The sequence below is a fragment of the Vibrio sp. Y176 genome, from assembly GCF_033438945.1.
Genome location: NZ_JAWOQS010000001.1, coordinates 779,915 through 800,616, shown reverse-complemented (window position 1 = coordinate 800,616; position 20,702 = coordinate 779,915). Strand labels below are relative to the sequence as shown.

Annotated in this window: 16 protein-coding genes; 6 read left to right on the top strand and 10 right to left on the bottom strand. The window is 42.8% G+C overall.

Going from position 1 to position 20,702, the window contains the following annotated elements; genetic code table 11:
- Positions 1-329 precede the first annotated feature (329 nt).
- The 4 genes from yciH to R7O13_RS03480 form a co-directional block, all read right to left on the bottom strand.
- Entirely contained in the window at positions 330-641 is a 312-nt protein-coding gene (gene yciH, locus R7O13_RS03495) for a stress response translation initiation inhibitor YciH (RefSeq protein WP_005376292.1), read from the bottom strand.
- A gap of 1 nt (position 642) precedes the next feature.
- Positions 643-1,029, bottom strand: coding sequence for a DUF3319 domain-containing protein (locus tag R7O13_RS03490; RefSeq protein ID WP_005376294.1), 387 nt, complete (start codon positions 1,027-1,029; stop codon positions 643-645).
- A gap of 128 nt (positions 1,030-1,157) precedes the next feature.
- Positions 1,158-2,147 carry a D-alanine--D-alanine ligase gene (locus R7O13_RS03485; protein ID WP_033907069.1) on the bottom strand — a complete coding sequence of 330 codons (990 nt, stop codon included), beginning with the start codon at positions 2,145-2,147 and terminating at the stop codon, positions 1,158-1,160.
- Positions 2,148-2,296: 149 nt separating this feature from the next.
- Positions 2,297-2,866, bottom strand: a complete 570-nt coding sequence (locus tag R7O13_RS03480; RefSeq protein WP_318302996.1) for an SPOR domain-containing protein — start codon at positions 2,864-2,866, stop codon at positions 2,297-2,299.
- A 236-nt stretch (positions 2,867-3,102) separates the two neighbouring features.
- Here R7O13_RS03480 and R7O13_RS03475 point away from each other — a divergent pair, with 236 nt between their 5' ends.
- Positions 3,103-5,736: a bifunctional acetate--CoA ligase family protein/GNAT family N-acetyltransferase gene (locus R7O13_RS03475; RefSeq protein WP_238967188.1), complete on the top strand. Its 2,634-nt coding sequence runs from the start codon at positions 3,103-3,105 to the stop codon at positions 5,734-5,736.
- 77 nt (positions 5,737-5,813) lie between these two features.
- On the opposite strand, the gene R7O13_RS03470 is transcribed toward R7O13_RS03475, so the two are convergent.
- Positions 5,814-6,701, bottom strand: a complete 888-nt coding sequence (locus tag R7O13_RS03470; RefSeq protein ID WP_017634152.1) for a LysR family transcriptional regulator — start codon at positions 6,699-6,701, stop codon at positions 5,814-5,816.
- Between the two features lie 231 nt (positions 6,702-6,932).
- On the opposite strand from R7O13_RS03470, the gene R7O13_RS03465 reads away from it, so the two are divergent.
- Positions 6,933-9,071, top strand: coding sequence for a TonB-dependent hemoglobin/transferrin/lactoferrin family receptor (locus R7O13_RS03465; RefSeq protein WP_005376305.1), 2,139 nt, complete (start codon positions 6,933-6,935; stop codon positions 9,069-9,071).
- Between the two features lie 335 nt (positions 9,072-9,406).
- Here R7O13_RS03465 and galE read toward each other — a convergent pair whose 3' ends face one another.
- Positions 9,407-10,423, bottom strand: a complete 1,017-nt coding sequence (galE, locus tag R7O13_RS03460; protein WP_005376309.1) for a UDP-glucose 4-epimerase GalE — start codon at positions 10,421-10,423, stop codon at positions 9,407-9,409.
- Positions 10,424-10,477: 54 nt separating this feature from the next.
- Positions 10,478-12,436 carry a diguanylate cyclase domain-containing protein gene (locus R7O13_RS03455; RefSeq protein ID WP_318302993.1) on the bottom strand — a complete coding sequence of 653 codons (1,959 nt, stop codon included), beginning with the start codon at positions 12,434-12,436 and terminating at the stop codon, positions 10,478-10,480.
- A gap of 319 nt (positions 12,437-12,755) precedes the next feature.
- Here R7O13_RS03455 and R7O13_RS03450 point away from each other — a divergent pair, with 319 nt between their 5' ends.
- The 3 genes from R7O13_RS03450 to R7O13_RS03440 are packed head-to-tail and all read left to right on the top strand — an operon-like array spanning position 12,756 to position 15,126.
- On the top strand, positions 12,756-13,511 hold the full coding sequence (locus R7O13_RS03450) for a 5-oxoprolinase subunit PxpA (protein ID WP_005386314.1): 756 nt from the start codon (positions 12,756-12,758) through the stop codon (positions 13,509-13,511).
- Positions 13,511-14,194: an allophanate hydrolase subunit 1 gene (locus R7O13_RS03445; protein WP_318302992.1), complete on the top strand. Its 684-nt coding sequence runs from the start codon at positions 13,511-13,513 to the stop codon at positions 14,192-14,194. The genes R7O13_RS03450 and R7O13_RS03445 overlap by 1 nt, the downstream gene beginning before the upstream one ends.
- Entirely contained in the window at positions 14,191-15,126 is a 936-nt protein-coding gene (locus tag R7O13_RS03440; RefSeq protein ID WP_170893224.1) for a biotin-dependent carboxyltransferase family protein, read from the top strand. The genes R7O13_RS03445 and R7O13_RS03440 overlap by 4 nt, the downstream gene beginning before the upstream one ends.
- Before the next feature lie 28 nt (positions 15,127-15,154).
- Here R7O13_RS03440 and R7O13_RS03435 read toward each other — a convergent pair whose 3' ends face one another.
- The 3 genes from R7O13_RS03435 to R7O13_RS03425 all read right to left on the bottom strand — a co-directional run bounded on the left by R7O13_RS03435 (position 15,155) and on the right by R7O13_RS03425 (position 20,095).
- The gene (locus R7O13_RS03435; protein WP_138940264.1) at positions 15,155-16,594 is read right to left on the bottom strand and encodes an FAD-dependent oxidoreductase; all 1,440 of its coding nucleotides are present in this window, start codon (positions 16,592-16,594) and stop codon (positions 15,155-15,157) included.
- A gap of 352 nt (positions 16,595-16,946) precedes the next feature.
- A complete protein-coding gene (locus R7O13_RS03430; RefSeq protein WP_258473764.1) occupies positions 16,947-19,403 on the bottom strand; it encodes an ABC transporter permease in 2,457 nt (818 codons plus the stop codon).
- Entirely contained in the window at positions 19,403-20,095 is a 693-nt protein-coding gene (locus R7O13_RS03425) for an ABC transporter ATP-binding protein (RefSeq protein ID WP_047101137.1), read from the bottom strand. The genes R7O13_RS03430 and R7O13_RS03425 overlap by 1 nt, the downstream gene beginning before the upstream one ends.
- Between R7O13_RS03425 and tesA the strand changes: the two genes are divergently transcribed.
- The gene (gene tesA, locus R7O13_RS03420) at positions 20,094-20,696 is read left to right on the top strand and encodes a multifunctional acyl-CoA thioesterase I/protease I/lysophospholipase L1 (RefSeq protein WP_005376324.1); all 603 of its coding nucleotides are present in this window, start codon (positions 20,094-20,096) and stop codon (positions 20,694-20,696) included. The two genes, R7O13_RS03425 and tesA, sit on opposite strands and share 2 nt — an antisense overlap.
- The last annotated feature ends 6 nt before the right edge of the window (positions 20,697-20,702 follow it).

The window sequence follows — 20,702 nt, the reverse complement described above, 5'->3', positions numbered from 1 at the left end:
ACAAAAATGGCGTGTTCAGCGCTCAATATGTTTTTATCTTATTGTTATTAATGCAATTTAACTCCACATGATAAGCATGTACAAGGTCTAGTTCGTAGATAAGTTAAATTGTATATCGTCGTACGCTAAATGCTGTCTGAGTATGCTCCTATTCCCCTGCAGATTTTAAATTTAAGGGCCTTACTGTGAGCATTAAACATAATCGTTATTTACCATAAAATAGCTAATATCGATCTATCAATCTACGATTGCTTGCTCTTCAATTAGCAACTTATAAAAAATGGCGTCTATTTCTTTAGACGCCATTTTTGTTTACTGGAAATATTAAATTAGCCACCGGCTAATTTGACTGTCATGCCTTTCTTTTCAAGATGTGCCTTGATCTTGTCTCTAGCATCACCTTGAATCTCGATATTGCCATCTTTTACAGAGCCACCACAGCCACAGACTTTTTTGAGTTCTGCCGCTAATAACTTTAAAGGTGCATCATCCAAGTCTAAACCTGTAACAATGCATACGCCTTTACCTTTACGGCCTTTCGTTTGGCGCTGAATCCGAACAACACCATCGCCTTTAGGGCGAGATACTTTTTCTTCTTCCGGTTTAATTCGACCGGTTTCTGTTGAATATACCAGAGTCATTCTATTGTTTCTTTTGTTGTTGAGCTTGCATCGCTTTTTGCTTTGCAACCAAATAAGCTTCGATATGGCGTTGAATAGCGGCTTTACTGCCCTTAATCAGTTTACCATTAAACATACAGTACCAAGAGTTAGGTTGGCCTGTATCGTTTTGAATAGTATAGCCGTTAAAGACCTCTGATTTTGCAACACCAGTTTGCTGCACTCTTTGCCCGAGTGAAGCAAACTCTTTGGGATCAATAATCGATGCGGTGTCACACCACCAATCAATGCTTTTCTTTACCGCCGTCAAACTGCCCTGTAAAACGTGGTTCTTGATTTTAACCTTCCAAACACTGCCATCTGATCCGACTGACTGCAGGTTAAAACCTCTATAATTTGAAATCGCCATACCACTGAGTCATCTGTTTAATGCGTTGATATAATCATAATTGCTACTGAGCAATATTCAAATACGGCTTGAATAATCCTTGCTCTAGAAAACAACTTGTATCATAAAACGCGTCTCGATAACGTTAATCACTTTGCACTGTTTATACAATCTTCCAAGAACTCATGAAATTTGTGCCCGTTGTTTTGAAGCATTTTAGGGAACATTGAGATCGGAGTCATTCCTGGAAATGTGTTTACTTCGTTTAAGTAAATCTCATCATCTTCCGTTAGGAAAAAGTCGATACGAGATAAATGACGAAGATTCATTTGTTTAAATACCGTCTCTGACGCGTGTTGGATGGAATCTAATTGTATTTGAGTTAGATTCTTCGCCTCAACTTCTGTGAGCGAGTGACTTGAACTGCTGTACTTTTCATCGTACGAGTAAAAAGCACCATCAGGCGCGATGACCTCGCCTGGCTTAGTGATATGTAGTTGGCCATTCATCTCATATGCAGCAACTTCAAGTTCTCGAGGTTTTACTGCTTTCTCAACCAACACTTGGTCAGAAAACCCAAAAGCATCATTTACTGCATTAGAAAGCTTGTCTTTTTCTGTGACACTGTAACAGCCAACGGAAGAGCCTTGGCGAGCGGCTTTAACAAAAACTTTTCCCCACTTTTCAAAGGCTTTATGAGCTTGAACGTGAGCTTCTTCATCGTTTCGCGTTAAGAATAAGTATGGCGTATTGGGTATGCCAATAGCGTCGTACCAAAGCTTAGATGTGATTTTATTGAAACTATTGCTACTCGCTTCTGGCCCGCAGCCAAGATAAGGAATACCTGCGATTTCAAACAGAGATTGAATGTCGCCTGTTTCGCCAGGAAAACCATGTATACAAGGCACGATGAAATCAATGGTTTGATTAGATTCACTTGAGCACAACTGCTTGGTATTGAGATCCAAGTAAACCAACTCACCTTGGTTGGTCATCCAACCTTCGTTTTTTATTTCTACGCGTGTAACGTGAACGTCTTCAATAAGATTTAGTTGTTGTTCGACAAAGTTTGCAGACAATAATGAAATCTCGTGCTCAGAAGAGCCACCGCCGCATAGTAAAAGAATATTTTTAATCATGAATCCATCTTTCCGTGACCTACAAAAGATACTATTTATTATGATAAACCTTTGAAGTGTGACGTACAGTAATTTTAATGTGAGGAATGTTGTTCGAATAGGATTTGAGCAAATAAATAAGGGAGCTATTCGCTCCCTTATTTGATGTGTTAATTTAATTTGTTAAGCGTTGGGTAAGCTGAGTTTTTGATTGCATCAATGCTTTTAACAAATGGTCTTAACTGCTGAAATTGAGCTGGCAAAGTCGAAATCGCTTGCTTGGCTTCTGCGCTTGTTGCGTAGTCTCCGTATAAAACTGAGAACCACTTAGTACCGTTTACAACTTTGTAGTTTTCCCAAATTGGCTGACCGTTCTGTGGCAGCTTATTTGCAAACTGATCGACTTTAGCTTGGCTACCCACAGCTGCGACTTGAATGGTATAGCCGAATCGTTGAATGCCAGCTTGCTTTTTACTTGGTGGTTCGATCTTAACTGGCTTCGCCTGCTCTTTTGGCGTTAGCTTGACTACTTTCTTCTCTTCAGGCTTTGCCGTCATTTTCACAACAGTTGGTTGTACGTCTTTTTCTACTACAGCGTTTTCAGACGCCATAATTGGTTTAGAGATACGATCTGATTTGTAGTCCTCTCGGTAACTTTCTGAGGTCACATCCGTGATGTAAGTTTCAGATGCACAAGCAGAAAGCAGAACTGACAAGCCGATGATTGCGATTTTTTTCATGAAGTAACAAATGCTCTGGATAAATATTACGTTAAATCATGCCGATAGCAGGGCCGTTTATCAAGCATCAAATACAATAATCTGTGATTTTGATGTGATGAATAACACAAACTCCATAAGCATCGTACACATTTTCTGCAATGTCTGGTCTGAAGATGTTTTATCGGTAAATTATTCGTTTATGATTGATATGAAACCGAGAAGCCAACGTGACTTACAAACGGCCAGGAGTCAGCATGAATAAACTACATAAACTCTTTAAACCCAACTCTGTGGCCGTTATTGGGGCATCTCAAAAAGCATTGCGAGCAGGACATGTTGTGATGCGCAACCTTCTACAAAGTGGGTTTGGTGGCGCGATTATGCCAGTAACGCCGCGATATAAAGCCGTATCTGGCGTGATCGCTTACCCCGATGTAGCTTCCCTGCCCTATACGCCAGATATTGCAATTTTGTGTACGAACGTTTCACGTAACGAGCAATTGCTTAAAGAGCTAGATGAGAGAGGCACACCGTTTGCGATTGTTATCTCTGATGACCCTAAGCCTTTAGATATCTCATCATTGAACATTCGAGTCTTAGGCCCAAACAGCTTAGGTATCATCCTTCCTTGGCACAATTTTAACTGCACGTTTTCCCCTGTTGCAGCTAAACCCGGAAAAATTGCTTTCATCTCACAATCCGCGGCGGTTTGTACCACGGTTTTAGACTGGGCAAATGATAAGAACATTGGTTTTTCTTCGTTCATTTCGATTGGGCGCGGACAAGATATCGATTTTGCAGATTTGCTCGACTATTTGAGTATGGATGGAAACACTGAAGCTATTCTGCTTTATGTTGATAATATCCAAGACGCTCGCCGATTTATGTCTGCTGCGCGCGCCGCTTCACGTAACCGACGTATATTGGTGCTAAAAGCGGGCCGCTCTAAAGAGATGAATACTTTTGAGCAGCAAGACGGAGATACACTTGACGTAATTTACGATTCTGCTATTCGCAGAACTGGTATGTTACGAGTCAGCAATACGCATGAGCTTTTTGCCGCGGTAGAAACACTCACGCATTCTGTGCCACTTCGTGGAGAGCGTTTAGCGATCATCACCAATGGCGGCGGCCCTGCTGTTATGTCCGTTGATACTTTGATTGAACGTGGTGGCCAACTCGCAACGCTTGATGACGCTTCCATTGAGCAATTACAAGCAGTACTTCCATCCAACTGGCGTGCTCGAAATCCGATTGATCTGTCTGGTGACGCAACCCAAAAACGCTATATTGATACCATTAACGCACTGATGAATAACGACTGTGCAGATGCGATATTGATTATGCATAGTCCTTCTGCTGTTTCTGATCCTCTTGAAACTGCTCAAGCCGTTATTAATTCAATCAAATCTCACCCTCGGCATAAGCATTTTAATATCTTGACCAACTGGTCAGGAGAACAAACGTCGAGAGAGGCACGACTGGCATTTACTCAAGCAGGTATTCCAACCTATAGAACACCTGAAAGTGCGGTTGTAGCATACATGCACTTGGTCGAATACAGACGAAACCAGAAACAACTAATGGAAACGCCAACGACGGCAGAGCCATTACATTCTGGAAGTGTGAGTTCAGCAAAAGAATGGGTAAACGAACGACTACTGGATAAAAATACAGTCACCTTAGATACGCATCAAACCAGCCCATTATTTAAGCTGTTCGGGTTTAACGTTTTGCCGACGTGGATTGCATCTGACGACATTGAAGCCGTTCATATGGCAGAAAATATTGGATATCCTGTTGCGGTTAAATTGCGTTCTCCAGACATTCCTCATAAATCGGATGTTCACGGTGTCGCTCTAAATTTAAGAAACAGTCGAGAAGTTTCCAACGCAGCGCTATCCATTTTAGATACCGTAAAGCTCAGCTATCCTTCCGCCAATGTACATGGGCTGTTGGTACAAGGGATGGCAAAGCTCGGCAGCGCTGAAGAGCTACGGATTAGTATTGCAGTAGATAAAGTCTTTGGACCAGTGATCTTGCTTGGTCAAGGCGGCTCTGAGTGGAATATCGCCCAAGATGCCGTCGCTGCACTTCCTCCTTTGAACATGACGCTTGCGCGCTACCTTGTCGTTGTTGCCCTAAAGTCTGGAAAGATTCGCCTGCAGAAACACAAAGATGCGCTCGATATTACTGAGTTGTCGAAGTTCTTGGTTCGTATCTCCCAAATGGCAGTTGAGTTACCAGAAATACAAAAACTGGATATCCATCCAGTACTAGTGTCCGGAAGCGATTTAACCATCCTTGATGCAGATGTCACACTGTGTAAATACGAAGGAGACGCCCAAAAACGGCTAGCGATTCGCCCTTTCCCGGCAGAGTTTGTCGAAACTGTAACGCTTCGAGATGGCCAGCCTATCCTGCTTCGCCCTATCTTGCCTGAGGATGAGCCGCTACATGCTCAATTCATTAATAGCGTATCGAAAGAAGATCTCTATAAACGTTTCTTTTCTGAAGTTGGAGAGTTCAACCATGAGGCTTTGGCAAACTTTACTCAAATCGACTATGACCGCGAAATGGCGTTTGTTGCGGTAGCGTTTAATACTGACGGACCGTCTATCATAGGGGTAGCCCGCGCATTGATTACACCAGACAATAGTGACGCTGAGTTTGCTATTTTGGTTCGTTCAGATTTGAAAGGAAAAGGTTTAGGCAAAGTGCTGATGCAGAAAATAATCAGCTATTGCAAAGTTAAAGGCACAAAGCAAATGTCTGGAATGACCATGCCAACAAACAGAGGAATGTTGATGTTGGCTCAGAACTTGGGGTTTGAGATCGATGTTCAGTTTGCAGACGGTACGGCAGATATGGTGCTCCCTTTAAATTGAAAAGCGCAGCATTAGCGATGACTTTTACTTCTTACATTCGATAATCAATGGGAATCTAAGAAGTAAAAGTTACGTTGTTACTTTAGTTTCCAATTCTTTTTTAAGTACTGAATACACCAGGATTTTGCCTCACCCATAGTGTTCCGGCGCCATGCCAAAATAATATCCATCGGCTGTTCTTCAGTGCCTTCGATTCGTTTCAATACACCACTATCAATAAGAGGTTGTGCAATTTGGCTTGGTAATGTACCAATACCTAAACCTGCAGTGAGCGCTTCTACTTTTGCCGTAAAGTTGGTGACGGTCAAGCGAGGCTGTTTTTGAATGATATTAATTGAGAGCGCTGGTTGCTCACGTGCGGTATCTGCAATAGCAATAATCCGATACTTTTCTCGCGCTGCTTCATCAAATTTACCACTGCGCTTGTGAACATAGTGATCAGCGGAAGCTACCCAATACATACTCATTTTACCAATTTTTTCTGACTTAACTTCTTGAGGAAGCGTATCCAGTGATGGGCAAATCAGTAAATCAGCTCTCCCCGTATTCAACGACTCCCAGCTACCAGCCAGAATCTCCTCTTGCAGCCTGACTCGAGTTGAGCTGACCTCGGCCAGCGCATCAACCATCGGGAAAAAGTTGGATATAGGAATAATGCCATCGAAGGCAATGGTAATATCCAGTTCCCAGCCATTCGCCAATAACGTTGCATCGTTCACTAACTTTTCACTGGCTTGTAAAATGGCTCTTCCTCTTTCAAGAATAAGCTTACCTGCTTCAGTAAAATGGGCTTTGTGACCAGAGCGATCGAAGATAATAATGTCTAAGTCTTGCTCGAGTTTCTGGATTTGATAGCTCAGCGATGACGGGGCTCTGTCTAACTCATTCGCAGCAGCAGCAAAACTCCCTCTTCGATCAATAGCATCTAGAATATGGAGTGCTTCTAACGTAATTGGACTCTGCACATGGCCTCTCTTAATGTGACATTCATCACATTCGTTGTGTTTAGATGAACTTATCAAGAACTAACGACAAATAATATAACATATTGATAACTAAAGACTAGGAATGCTCATAGCCTAAGAAGAAGATTCAATACAAATCAATAAATGACAATGGTAATGATAGTAATTACTATTTAGATCCATTAATATCCGCGTGTTGTTACCTATTATGGATCTAAGGTATTGAAGCCAATGTATAAAAAATCAATTTTGTCAGCCTCCATTTTAGTTGCCCTTTCCCATACTGCTTATGCGGAAGAAGCTTCTAAGTTTGAAGAAGTCGTTGTGTCGGCCACCCGTACCAACCAAACCATAAACACTGTTGCTGCTTCTGTTGCTGTTGTATCAGAGAAAGACATCGAAGAAAACATGGTAAAGGACTTGAATGACCTATTCGAGTATACGCCAGGTGTTACTGTTAATGGCACTCAACGCCAAGGCGTCCAAAGTATTAACATTCGCGGGATGGAAGGTAAACGAGTTAAAATCTTAGTAGACGGTGCATCTCAACCAGGTGTATTCAGCGGTGGACCATATTCGTTTATCAATTCTAGTGCCGTTACTGTCGACCCCGATATGCTAAAGAGTGTCGAAATTGTTAAAGGAGCAGCTTCTAGCCTACATGGTAGTGATGCAATTGGCGGTGTTGTCGCATTCGAAACAAAAGATCCGAAGGATTTCCTCAAAGATGGTAAAGACTTTGGTGGTCAAGCTAAACTCTCTTATTCATCGGAAGATAACTCTTTTAGTGAGCATGTAGCTTTAGCAAAGCGTTTCGGTAATACAGAAGCACTTATAGCCTTTACACGCCGTGATGGTGCAGAGCTACAAAACTTCTCTAAGGCGCCTTACGATAACTATTCTGTGGACAACCAAGATTATTACAAAAACGATCTATTGGTAAAACTTCAATCTCAATTGAATGACGCTCATCGCTTGGAGTTTTTGGGAGAAGTTATTTACAACGAGACTGACTCAGAGATCGCACATAAAAGTTACAAAAACTTCAACGCTGAAGACACAACCAAGCAAAATCGCATTGGGCTCAAGCACATTTGGTTTGCAGATGCAGCTATCTCGGATACGATCACGTCCAAGCTTACATGGATTGGTAAAGAAGAAAACGGCGTCTCTAATCGCTTTATCGAAGCCAGCCCTGGTTACCCACCTTACGTACCGCCTAGTGGTGACAACCAACAGAAAAAAGATTACGAATATACTGAAGACAAATTTGAATTCGAAACTCAGTTAGATAAAGAGATTCAAAATCACTATATTGTTTACGGAATATCGTACAAACATAGTGACATCAGTAATACCAATCGCGAGTTTAATTCCGATCCTGGCACGCCAGATACTGTTTACGTTTACACACCGGATGCAAAAGAAGAAAGCTTTGGTTTATTCTTGCAAGATGAAATTTCGCTTCTTAATGACAAGCTAATTCTGACTCCAGGTGTGCGTTACGATTACTTCTCTACTAATCCTTCAAATACTTCTGAAGAGTCATTCGAGAAGTTTAGCGACTCTGCATTAACTGGTCGTTTAGGAGCAACTTACTCTATATCGCAACCTGGCACGATCTTCGCGCAAGTGAGCCAAGGGTTCCGAGCGCCATCGTTCGACGAGCTTTACTACACCTACGATAATCCGGCTCATGGCTATACCAACCGCCCTAACCCAAATTTGGGATCTGAAAAGAGTTTGTCTTATGAGCTTGGTTACCGTCATAACACTGCAGCGTCGGCAACTGAAGTAGCGTTCTACTACAGTGATTACAGTGACTTTATTGAGCAAACGTCATCAAACAATGGTGGTTTAACTGAATTCACAAATATCAATATTAGTGAAGCAAACATTAAAGGGGTTGAGCTCTCTAACCGTCTTGATTGGCATGCTATTGCCGGTCTTCCATCAGGCGTAACAACTCGCTTTGTTGCAGCATACACAGAAGGTGAAGATGGTGATGGTAATCCTTTGAACAGTGTAAACCCATGGAATGCCGTGGCTGCTGTAAATTACGATTCACCAAATGCACTTTGGGGGACAAGCCTAAAAGTAAACTACACGGCTAAGAAATCGAACAGTGATATCAACTCAGATGGTGATAAAGGCGGAATCAAAGACCAAGTTGCTTTGCCGTCTGCGACAGTCGTTGACTTAACGGCGTACTACAAACCAATGAAAGATATAACCATTCGTGCTGGTGTTATGAATCTAACGAATGAAGAATACCATCTTTGGAACGATGTTCGCGGTAAGACTGAGTTAAGTCGAGACAAAACGCAAGCTGAGCGTAATTACAACATTAGTGTTAAATACGAGTTCTAAACCTTAAAAACACAAAAGCCAGCGTAATGCTGGCTTTTTTTATGGCTTTCATTTCAAAAATGTAAAGAAAAGTATGAAAAATGAAAGTTTACTGTTTTGCCATCTCTTTTTTCACCATTACTGCTGCTGCAATGATGAAAGTGATGATCAGACCGAGTTCCATGAACTACCCCAATAGCTATGAGAAAATTTATAACCCAAATTAAGAGTCGGGCATAGTTTAACAGCTCTATATATACTTGCTACCTTTTAACCAGTAATTTACGATTTTTTCCGATTTGGATCAAAAAAGACGCAATCACGCGCCTTTTTGTTACTATTATGTAAATTAAAGATTAGGCGTCTGGATAACCTTGAGGGTTAGTAGACTGCCAGCGCCATGTATCGCCAGTCATTTCTTCTAGAGTGCGAGTTGCTTTCCAACCTAACTCATTCATCGCTTTTGATGGATCCGCCCAACACTCTGCAATATCACCTGGACGACGCTCAACAAGTTGGTATGGGACATCTTTACCACTTGCGGCTTCAAATGCTTTCACCATGTCCAGTACACTGTAGCCGTTACCAGTACCGAGGTTATAGATATGAAGGCCAGCTTTGCTACCTACTTTTTCTAATGCAGCAACGTGACCATCGGATAAGTCCATTACATGAATATAATCACGTACGCCTGTGCCATCTTTGGTCGGATAATCACTACCAAACACAGAAAGGAACTCTCTTCGCCCTACCGCAACTTGAGAAACAAACGGCATTAAGTTGTTTGGAATACCTTGAGGATCTTCACCTAGCTCGCCTGTTGGATGTGAACCTACCGGGTTAAAGTAACGAAGAAGTGTAATGCTCCAGTCAGGGTTCGCATTTTGGAAGTCGGTTAAACACTCTTCTACCATTAATTTGCTGCGCCCATATGGGTTAGTTGCGCTAGTTGGAAAGTCCTCTGTGATGGGTACAGAAGCAGGATCACCGTATACAGTCGCTGATGAACTAAATACCAACGATTTAACTCCGGCTTCACGCATTGCATCAACCAATACTAAAGTGCCATTAACGTTGTTGTCGTAATACTCTAAAGGTTTTGCTACAGACTCACCGACGGCCTTTAAACCTGCAAAATGGATAACAGCTTCAATATTGTGCGACTTTAGTGCTTCTACCATCGCCAATTTATCTCTGATATCGGCTTTAATGAAGGTTGGCTTTACACCACATACCTTTTCAATTCGATCTAATACCGTAGATTTACTGTTGTACAGGTTGTCTAGAATCACTGGCGTCATGCCAGCTTCGATCATTTGAATACACGTATGACTACCGATATAGCCCATACCACCCGTAACGAGTACTTTCATTTTATTATTCCTTCTGACGCGAATTGAGTTAGTTTAAAGCTTTGACGTTACGATTTAAACTGTCTCTTGTAATTCGCATCCCATTAATATTGCTTGGCCTTTCCCGGCTTTCTTTGCTTGATACATTGCCGTATCCGCACTTTTTAAAACTCGAGTAGCATCGCGCTCATTTACGCCGACTAATTTTACGCCGATACTAACGCCAACTTTGAGTAAGTGACCTTTGTACTCAATTGGAGCACATATGCTCTCGAGCAACTGTTCTGCTATTCGGGTGACCACTTTTTGATTGGCGGGATTAACCAACATGACAAATTCATCACCAGAAAGTCTTGCGATTAAATCACTATGCCTCGTCGCAGATGTTAGACGCTCGGAAACTTTTTTCAAAACTTCATCACCTGCATCATGACCGTAGGTATCGTTAACTTCTTTAAATCCATCCAGATCGAGGTACAAAACTGCAAATTCGTCACGCAAGTATCCAGAGCGTTGTACTAGTTGTTCCAACTCTAAATGGAACTTAGATCGATTGGCTAACCCCGTTAAAGCATCGTGATGAGCTAAATGCTCCAATCGTTCCATCTCTTTTGCGCCTGAAAGGTCGGTAAGAACAATAACCAGATCATAGAAACCATAGTCTTCACACTTAACGATACGATTGACTCGAGCAAACATCGGTACAAACTGACCAATATGGTTCTTCTCGATAACTTCACCTTGCCAAACGCCATAATTTTCTATCGACTCGATGATACTAGGCATCATTTCCTGTAACTTGCGCCACTTTAGCGTTTGGATGAATGACTTCCCAATAAGCTGATCCACCTCTAAGCCGACTAACTTAGTGACGGCAGGGTTTGCCATCGTAATGACACCGCGATGATTAAGAACAATGAGACCATCTTGGCTGCTTTCAAAAACACGTCCCGCAACACGTTGCCGGTTTATGGCTTCTTCAATTTCGGTGATATCTTGAATCGAAAACAGTAAGTATTCATGTGTCGAGAGGCGACGACTGGTTAGGCTCAACTGCTGTTCGTTATCTGCATTTTTGAGGTGAATATCATCGCACTCTAGGCCTCGACTCAGGATCTGACTCAGCTCATTCGGTGTTTTGGTTTTAATTAGATCACGAATATTGGCATATTTAAGTTCATCTAATTTTTTTTGAAATATTTGCTGGGTCGCCGTATTACAATGAATAACACGTCCGGAATTGTCTGTAATAACTAATGCATGCTGAACAGATTCGATAACCTCTTCTGAAAATGCGCGCTTTTGTTCTAGTGTGTCTAGTGAATGTTGCCGCTGCTTCTCACGTACTGTTAACCTGTTCATCATTTGATTGAAAGATCTCGCGAGCTCTCCAATTTCATCCTTGGCGTAATAGCGAGCTTGATGTTCCGTGTTTCGTCCGTGTGTCACATTCTCTATTACGCGGTTGAGTTCCATCACGGGCTTGAGAACAAGCCTCTCGATACTTATGTAAAAAACTGTGCCACCAGCGATCAGAAACAGAAGAAGTAAAGCGCCATCTTGAAGTAAAGATTGCATGGCTTCTACGATTGGACGATGAGAAAGCGTGACTCTAATGCTACCAATGACATAGCCATCATGGATAATCGGCTCTAGAACATAAAGAAATTTGGTTGATAAGGCATAGCCTAGAGCGTGCAACCTACTTCTTTCGGTTTGACTGGGAACGGGTGCTAGTGCCCCACTTATCTCCATAACAGCGAATGGTTGGTCATCTTGGTCATAAAGTTTGACCCGCGTTACATTTGGCTGGTTTAAAAAGTTGGCGAGAATAGTTTGAGCTTTTTGCTTGTCCTTTGTCGTCAGCGCATCTTTAATTGAGAAAGAAACGTTGTTAATCAACTTTCTTGTCTGCTCGACCAGTTCATGCTTAGACGATTGGTATACAGTATACGAGGTGTAACCTTTTGAGATAACAAAGATAGCCGTTAAAAAGACCAGAAGAGGCCAAATAAGCTTCGCTCGTAATGACATATATATTCCTGTCGCAGACAACCACAAAAATGACAGAAGAACCATTATGCAATCTATCACCCATGAAGGGCGACAAGATTAACACGATGCTAATGCAAAATAACCTTAAATTCTCAAAAATTGGATGGAAAAGAAACGAAATACCTCAAAATTCGGATCAACTCAAATAACGGCAACATCTTTATGGACTAACGTGATCTTTTTCGTCAGCTATCTGCTCAAAAAGCTTCGTTTTCATGATAGAAGAATGAAGTGAGTCACTGAACCTAGATGCATTTTCCTGCATCGTAAACCCATTGCTTGTGTAGAAATAAAACGTATGACATTGAATAAACAGCAACTTACATTGAACTGTGATATGGGCGAGAGCTTTGGCTCTTGGAGTATGGGCGCAGATGAAGACGTGATGCCCCATGTTGATATGGCGAACATCGCGTGTGGTTTTCATGCCTCCGACCCTAATGTCATGCACGACACCATCACTCTAGCGAATGACAACGATGTTGATATTGGCGCACACCCAGGTTACGCCGACCTACAAGGTTTTGGCAGACGAAGCATAAGCATGACGGGTGATGAAATTACGAACATGGTTATATATCAGGTTGGTGCTTTACAAGCATTATGCCGGGCGCAATACACAGACATCAGTTACATAAAGCCTCATGGCGCTCTATACAACGACATGATGAAAAGTGATGCGATATTTAGAGCGGTAGTAAAGGCGGCAGCACTGTTCAAAGTACCGTTAATGATCCTAGCTTCACAGGAAAACGAAAAATACTTAGAAATCGCAGACGATTATGATGTTCCCTTGCTATTTGAAGCATTTGCAGACCGTTTATACCAAGATGACGGCTTACTGACTCCTAGAACACAGCCCAATGCCGTGTTAAAAAGCGAGCACGCGATACTTGAGCAAGTCCGGACCTTAGCTGACTCTGGGCGTGTCAAAACCGCTTCAGGCGGTTACATATTATTGGAAGCCGACACAATTTGTGTTCATGGTGACAATGAAGAGTCGATCGCGCTGATCCAAAAGATCCGCCAAAGCCTATACGCTGGAGGAAATTAATGCATAAAGAGAAATTTAATATCTCTTTGATCTCCGAGTGCAGTATTTTCATTAAGTTTGATGAGAGTATTTCTGAAAATGCAGTCGGAGAGCTTGCTCGCAGCGTAAGAGAAACTTTCGCTTCAATTGTTATGAACGTTGTCCCCTCCTATCAAACTATTCTCATTGATTACTTACCTTTTCGAATCAACGAAAAGAACTTAGTCAATGAGCTGCAACAAATCGTGAGCCAGTTTGATACTCAATCACTTAAGCTTTCCCAGCCGAATCACATTACTATCCCTGTATATTACTCTGAAGAAACCGCGTTAGATCTATCTCGTTTTCAAAAGCGAGGTCTGTCATTAGACGATCTTATTACCCTGCATACGAAAACCGAGTACGCGGTTTCTGCAATTGGCTTTGCTCCAGGCTTTGCATTTCTCTCTGACGTTGATACTCAATTGTACATGCCAAGGCTTGCCACACCAAGAACACAAGTGCCGGCCGGAAGTGTAGGAATCGCAGACTCTAAAACGGCTGTCTATCCATCAGATAGTCCTGGCGGATGGAACATTATTGGTAAAAGCCCTCTTGCGCTCTTCTCCGACTCTCCTCCTTTTATACCGTTTGAAGTGGGTGACAAGGTCACCTTTAATGCTATTTCAAAACAAGAGTTTATCGATTTAGGAGGCGTACTATGAGTTACGGTGGATTACTGGTGGAAAAGCCAGGACCGCTCTCTTTAGTTCAAGACTTTGGTCGTTTTGGCTTAGCGCATGTCGGTGTGACTCAAGGTGGGCCGGTCGACGACTATGCTTACAGCTGGGCCAACCATTTGCTTGGTAACGTAGTCAATTGCGTTGCGATTGAAATTACTTTGGGTAACGCTTGTTTTATTGCCTTGCATAACTGCCACCTTGCTATATGTGGCGGTGATTTAAATGCAAAAATAGATGGTGAACCTATTTCAAATTGGTCTGACTTTACGTTGAAAAAAGGACAGAAGCTTCAGTTCGGAGTCGCAAGGAATGGACTTCGCTCCTACCTAGCGGTTAAAGGTGGATTCAATGTTGCTCAGCACTTAGGAAGCGCATCGACCGTCTCGCGAGAATCTCTAGGTGGTTATGATTCAAATGGTGGCGCTTTGAAAGCTGGCGATATTCTTCCCTTTGTCCCTCATAACTTACCGAAACGTAAACCAAGGCAAATGACGTTTCGTTTTAAGCCAGATTACAACTTACCTATTAAGTTGAGAGTGATTGAAGGCTATCAGAACGAGGACTTTGATGAAGAGGCTCGCCAAGCATTTTATAACAAAGCATTCATCATCTCCCCCAATTCGAATCGCATGGGCTACCGTCTTGAGGGCAATAACATTCGTCCACCTTACGAAGGCGTCCTATCAGAGGGAATTGCATTAGGTTCAATTCAAGTACCTAGCGATGGTAACCCTATTGTGCTGCTCAACGATCACCAGACTATTGGCGGGTATCCTAAATTTGGCTGCGTAGCTCGTATTGACTTACCTAGACTGGCACAGGCGAAACCCGGACAAAAAGTCAATTTTGTGAAAGGAGATAGACTAGGCTTGCAAGAAGTATGGTGCCAATGGGCTCAGTTTTTTGGGTATTAATACAACCACTGAGCCCAAACACAGCCGATTATGCAGGCATACCATAACGCACTGCTAAAGCTTGTGGATAGCCTCGCTCTTGAGTGAGTTTAATCGCGTACTGCTCGACCTCTTGTTCAGACCACTTTACAGCGACCGGATGCTGTGTTTCCACATTTTGGTTAGGATCGATGTCAAACCAGAATTGAAGCATTTTTTGCGCTGCGAGTAGTGTCGATGACGCTTTTACCACCTCTATTCTCGCGTAGTGGTTATCTTCAAAAGTCACATCTGCCGCTCTGAGTACTGGATCTGTGCCGGGAATTTGCTGAGCGCCAAATAATGCTTTTCCTCCTTTTACAGCAGAGTGATAGTCGGGAATGAACTGTGCCATGTGTTTGATGGCGTTGTTCGTTCGCTCTTCTAACACTTCTTCTCTCCAGCCGTTACGGATCTTCGAGAGTAAAGGCATAGGCAGTTCAGGTTGAGCAGATGAGTTCGTGCTCTCCACTAAACCATCTTCAAACAGCGTGATTCCTTTTGTCATACCATGAAGTTGAAAGTAACCATCGCCATAAGGCGTCAATTGAGCCATTCCTTTATCGGTTCCACGCGGGCCATGAAAAATAACTTCTGGCCATTGTTGTTGACAGTCTGCCCACCTCGTAACGTAAGCGGCTTTAAACTCCACCAACCTGTCTCGCTTGGCACCAACTGTGTTGTCAATTGAGCCTGTTTCAAAGCCACACGCGTTAACCAAGTAGTCGCATGTCATAAGGTAATCGATACCTTCACGTTCATAGCCAAGTTGCCAGTGTTCCCCCATCCAATCGGCTTGCTTGAACGTTGCTTGTGTGAAGACCGAAGCATTAGGAAGCGTATCTAGTGTTAAGTTGGCAATTGCAGCGAGGCGAAAAACACTCCAACCATATTCTTGAACTGCGACAACAGGATACTTTAGCGCTTCAAGATCAGCATGTTGAGCAAAAGGAATACACCACTCATCGAAGTTTGTAGGATGACTTGGTTGAGTACGTTGCGCGAGAGCTTCTAGCTCCGCTTTTGAATACAGTTTGTAGTATTCGCTTGGTTCGCCGAGCACTTTATTACTCTGATCTTTATCAACGAGCGTCTGATAAGCACTTTTCACAACCTCTAATCGCGGAATTAGTGTGGATGGGTCTCCACCATCGGAATGAGGAACCGCGATGATTGTCGGACGAATATTCAGTGAGAGCGGATACAGGCGAACAGTATCAATAGATTGTGCTAACAAGTCTAAGCATTGTTGCTCGGAAATCTCTCGATATAAATTACCACCAGCATGCAAATGACAAATGGGTGGACCATTTACTAGTGATACGCCCTTCTCTATTACGGAAACTTTAAAACCCAGCTCCGCAAAATGAATTGCTGCTGTTGCACCTGCTACACCGCCACCAACAACAGCGATATGCTTATCTTTATAACTTGGAAACTCAGACTTCATTGCTTCACTAAAAATTTTATAAGGAAAATTCTTTACTAACGGTGGATTCTACTCGTGTTTGGACTTGATTAAAATCACAAAAAGTTCATGGGTTTGCGAAATATCCAACAGCGCCTGTAAAGTGCATTAAAGTAGAAAAAATTTGCGAAAAAGTACTTGACTACATGGTTAAGAAGACACTTTTTTGTGTCTATGTGAATAAGAATTTCACTGTAAGACCCATGGCGCAAAGCCTGCAGAAACACCCCACTTTTTACCCCATTTAGTTATCCCAAAAGTTATCCACTGTTTTTGTGGATAACTAAAATAAAAGTGTCATGGAGTGTTCCAAACTTGATAACACTCGCTGCGATTAAGTGTTTACTGGAGTTAACAATCTTTTCAACAAACTCATCACTACAAGTGCCAACGTAACAAATGTTGCAAGCGGTAAAGCTATCCACAATTCGGGGTGAATTTGTGCATTGAGATCGAATCCATATGTCATGACTGCGGCCACACAAACTTCCGCAGCGAATACCGCAACACCACTAGCAATCAACGCCATAATTCCGTACTCGGCCCACAGGGTTGTGTTGATCCGTTTCTTACTTGAACCTAATGTGCGATACAAACGAATCTCTTGTTGTCGTTGGGACAAGCTTAACCTCAGTAGCGTAAAGATGAGCAGCAGACCAGCAACAACGCCTAAAAGAGCAAGGATGGTGATTGCTGATACGATTTGCTGAATCAAAGCCTGAATTTTCTCGCCCATAGTTCGGATATCTAAAACAGAGACCGTTGGGTGAGCACGTGACATTGACGTCAACAACGCTTCATTTCCTTCTTCAATCCTATAACTGATGAGGTAAGAACCAGGTAAATTAGCCATCACGTCAGATGAGAAAATAAAATAAAAGTTAGGCTTCATGTCACGCCATTCGACATAACGGATGGTATCTACTACTGCATCGTAATTCTGGCTGTTTATTACAAAGCGCAGCGTATCACCGAGTTTTATGCCTAAGTCATTTGCTACATCCGCTTCTACAGATACACTCCCTTTGTTTGTCCATTCACCCGAAAGCACATCATTATATTCTGGTAGGGTATCTCCCCATGTCAGGTTTAGCTCTCGACGTATCGCGTCAGAACCTTCTCCTTCGTAATCAATCTCTTTGACGTTTTGACCGTTAATCTCTGTTAGTCGTCCACGAATTATTGGATAAGCTTGTGACCGCGTAACTCCATTTTTATCTAGGGTTTCTAGGTAGTTATCGAGCTCATAATCACCAATGTTCAAAGCGAACACATTTGGCGCGTCTGCAGGTAAGGTTCTCTCCCAATCCGCGAGAATATCGCTGCGCACAAGCCAAATGATAGACAGCAACATCAAAGATAATGCCAAAGCACCAAACTGTAGACCGCTGGTTACTGGCGTCCGGTTGATACGACTCAACGCAAGCTTCATTGCAGGATGGGTTGAAACACGTGCAAACAGTTTTGTGAGTATGACGCTAACTGCTGCGAGTACCACAAACAGTACCGCTATACCAGTGAGCACGATCCAAACTAAGGTGTTGTCTGCATACAGTAAAAGCAATGGAACAACGGGAACTAGAACAAGTAACATTCGCTTCCAAGAACGTTGCGCTTTGCCCTGCTGTAGCACTTCTAACGCGGGAGTTTTAATCAAGCCTAACAATGGTATACCGAGAGCGGGCACCGTAATCAAGACTGCTGAGATAAATGCCACCAAAAATGGTGTGACGCCGTAACTAGGGAGTGGATCGGGTAATAAGTCTTTGAGTGGAATGCGTAATAAATACTCCAGCCCGCTCCCTAGCAGTAGGCCGACGACACTGGCACTAATGAGAAGGATTGTGACTTGAATAAATAACCACTTTTCAATCCATCGGCGGCTCGCACCAAGACTTTTCAACATCGCAATAGTTTGTGTCCGGCTGTTCACGTAATTTTGACAAGTAAGAACCAATGTTGTCGCCGCCATAATGATGACAATTGCTACGGTCAAAGACAGATACTGCGTCGTACGTTCAAAAACCTCATTACTACGACTGGCAGTATCTTGCGTGCGCCAGCGATCGCTCGGAGAAAGCCGCGTATCATCTTGTAAGCTCTTTAGTGTTTTATCATCGGCTTGTAAAAACAGACGGTATTGAACTCGGCTCCCAACTTGAATTGCTCCTGTTTTATCTACGTCACTTTGATGAATGTATGCAGAAGGCATTTGCTGAAATGGATTAAAGCTCAAGCCAGGTTCCATCAATACTGCGCCTGATACAGTAAACTCGGCATCGCCTATCGTGACACTGTCACCTGACTTTACGCTTAGTTGAGTCATAATCCGTTCATCAAGCCAGAGTTGGTTCTCTTTAACGCGACCGGCTGGATTATTTTCAAGAACGAGCTCTCCCATTAAAGGGTAATTATCATCCACCGCCCTTACAGAAATAAGCTGCATACCATTATCGCTAAATGCCATAGTGGCAAAGCGTGTCATCGTCGAACGGTCAAGACTTTCAGTCGAGGCTAACAACGTGTCCGGAATGGGATTAGCAGACACAAACACCGCATCTGCCGTTAATGCGTCCTTCCCCTGCTTGACGATCACCTGCTCCATTCGTTCTGCTAATGCAGAAAGCGCAAAGATACTCGCAATCACGAGAATAAGAGCAACGCTAATAGGCCAAAGATTCCCCTGCCTTATTTCGCCGAAACTCCAGCGTATCAAACTTTTATTCGACGAGTGCTGTGATGTACTGTTTTGCTCTGTGGATGTTGCTTCACTTGATGATACTGCAGACATTACATCTCCTCCTTAAGCTCACCCGCCTCCATACGATAAATACGGTCACATCGGCTTGCTAGATGACCATCGTGTGTTACTAAAATCAGAGTTGTCCCGTGCTGTTCATTAAGATCGAATAGCAGCTCAATCACTTTGTCTGCGGTTTGATGGTCAAGATTGCCGGTAGGTTCGTCTGCGAACAACAGTTCAGGTTGTGTCATAAATGCGCGCGCTAGTGCAACTCGCTGTTGTTCACCACCAGATAACTGGCTTGGTAGATGGTCGACACGTTTTTCCAATCCAACAGCAGCTAATAATTCCGCTGCTCTTGCTTCATCTTCGGCTTCACCACGTAAAAGACAAGGAAGTGTGACATTACGTAATGCACTCAAACTCGGGATTAACAGGAAACTTTGGAAAACGAAACCTAAAGAGTCAGCGCGAATTTTCGCACGTGCTTCATCGTCCAGTTTTGATAATTCATGACCTAATAAAGTAATTTCGCCTGATGTCGGCGTATCAAGACCAGCTAGCAACGTCATCAATGTTGACTTACCTGCACCGGAAGTTCCGACGATGGCGATTTTTTCTCCTTTTCGGATGTCAACATTTACGTCTTTGAGGATTGTTAATTGTTCTTGATTAGTAGAGACTTGTTTAGAAACCAAATTGGCTTGAACAATAGGTGCATTAAGTACAGGTGTTTGCATGATTCGTATACTTTCCTTAGTTCTATTTTTTTGTTTTTCCGCTACTGCACATGCGAGCGAAAAGCTACTTGTCTTGGGTGATAGCTTGAGTGCAGGCTATCAGATGCCGATCGAAGAGAGTTGGCCTAGCTTACTCCCTGATGCGTTGTCAGAACATGGTCAAGATGTAACAGTTATTAATGCCAGCATTTCTGGCGATACAACCGGCAATGGCTTAGCACGGTTACCTCAGTTGCTAACTCAGCATAGCCCTGACATGGTACTTATTGAGTTAGGTGCCAACGATGGCCTAAGAGGTTTCCCTCCTAAACTTATTACGTCGAATCTTTCAAAAATGATTACCATGATAAAAGATTCTGGTGCGGACGTTGTCATGATGCAAATTCGGGTTCCACCTAATTATGGTAAGCGCTATAGCGATATGTTTTACGATATCTACCCTAAGCTTGCACAGCATCAACAAGTTGCCTTGATGCCATTCTTCTTAGAGCATGTTGTCACCAAACCAGAATGGATGATGGATGATGGCCTTCACCCAAAACCAGATGCACAACCTTGGATCGCTGATTTCGTTGCTCAAGAATTAATTAAACATCTCTAATTTTAA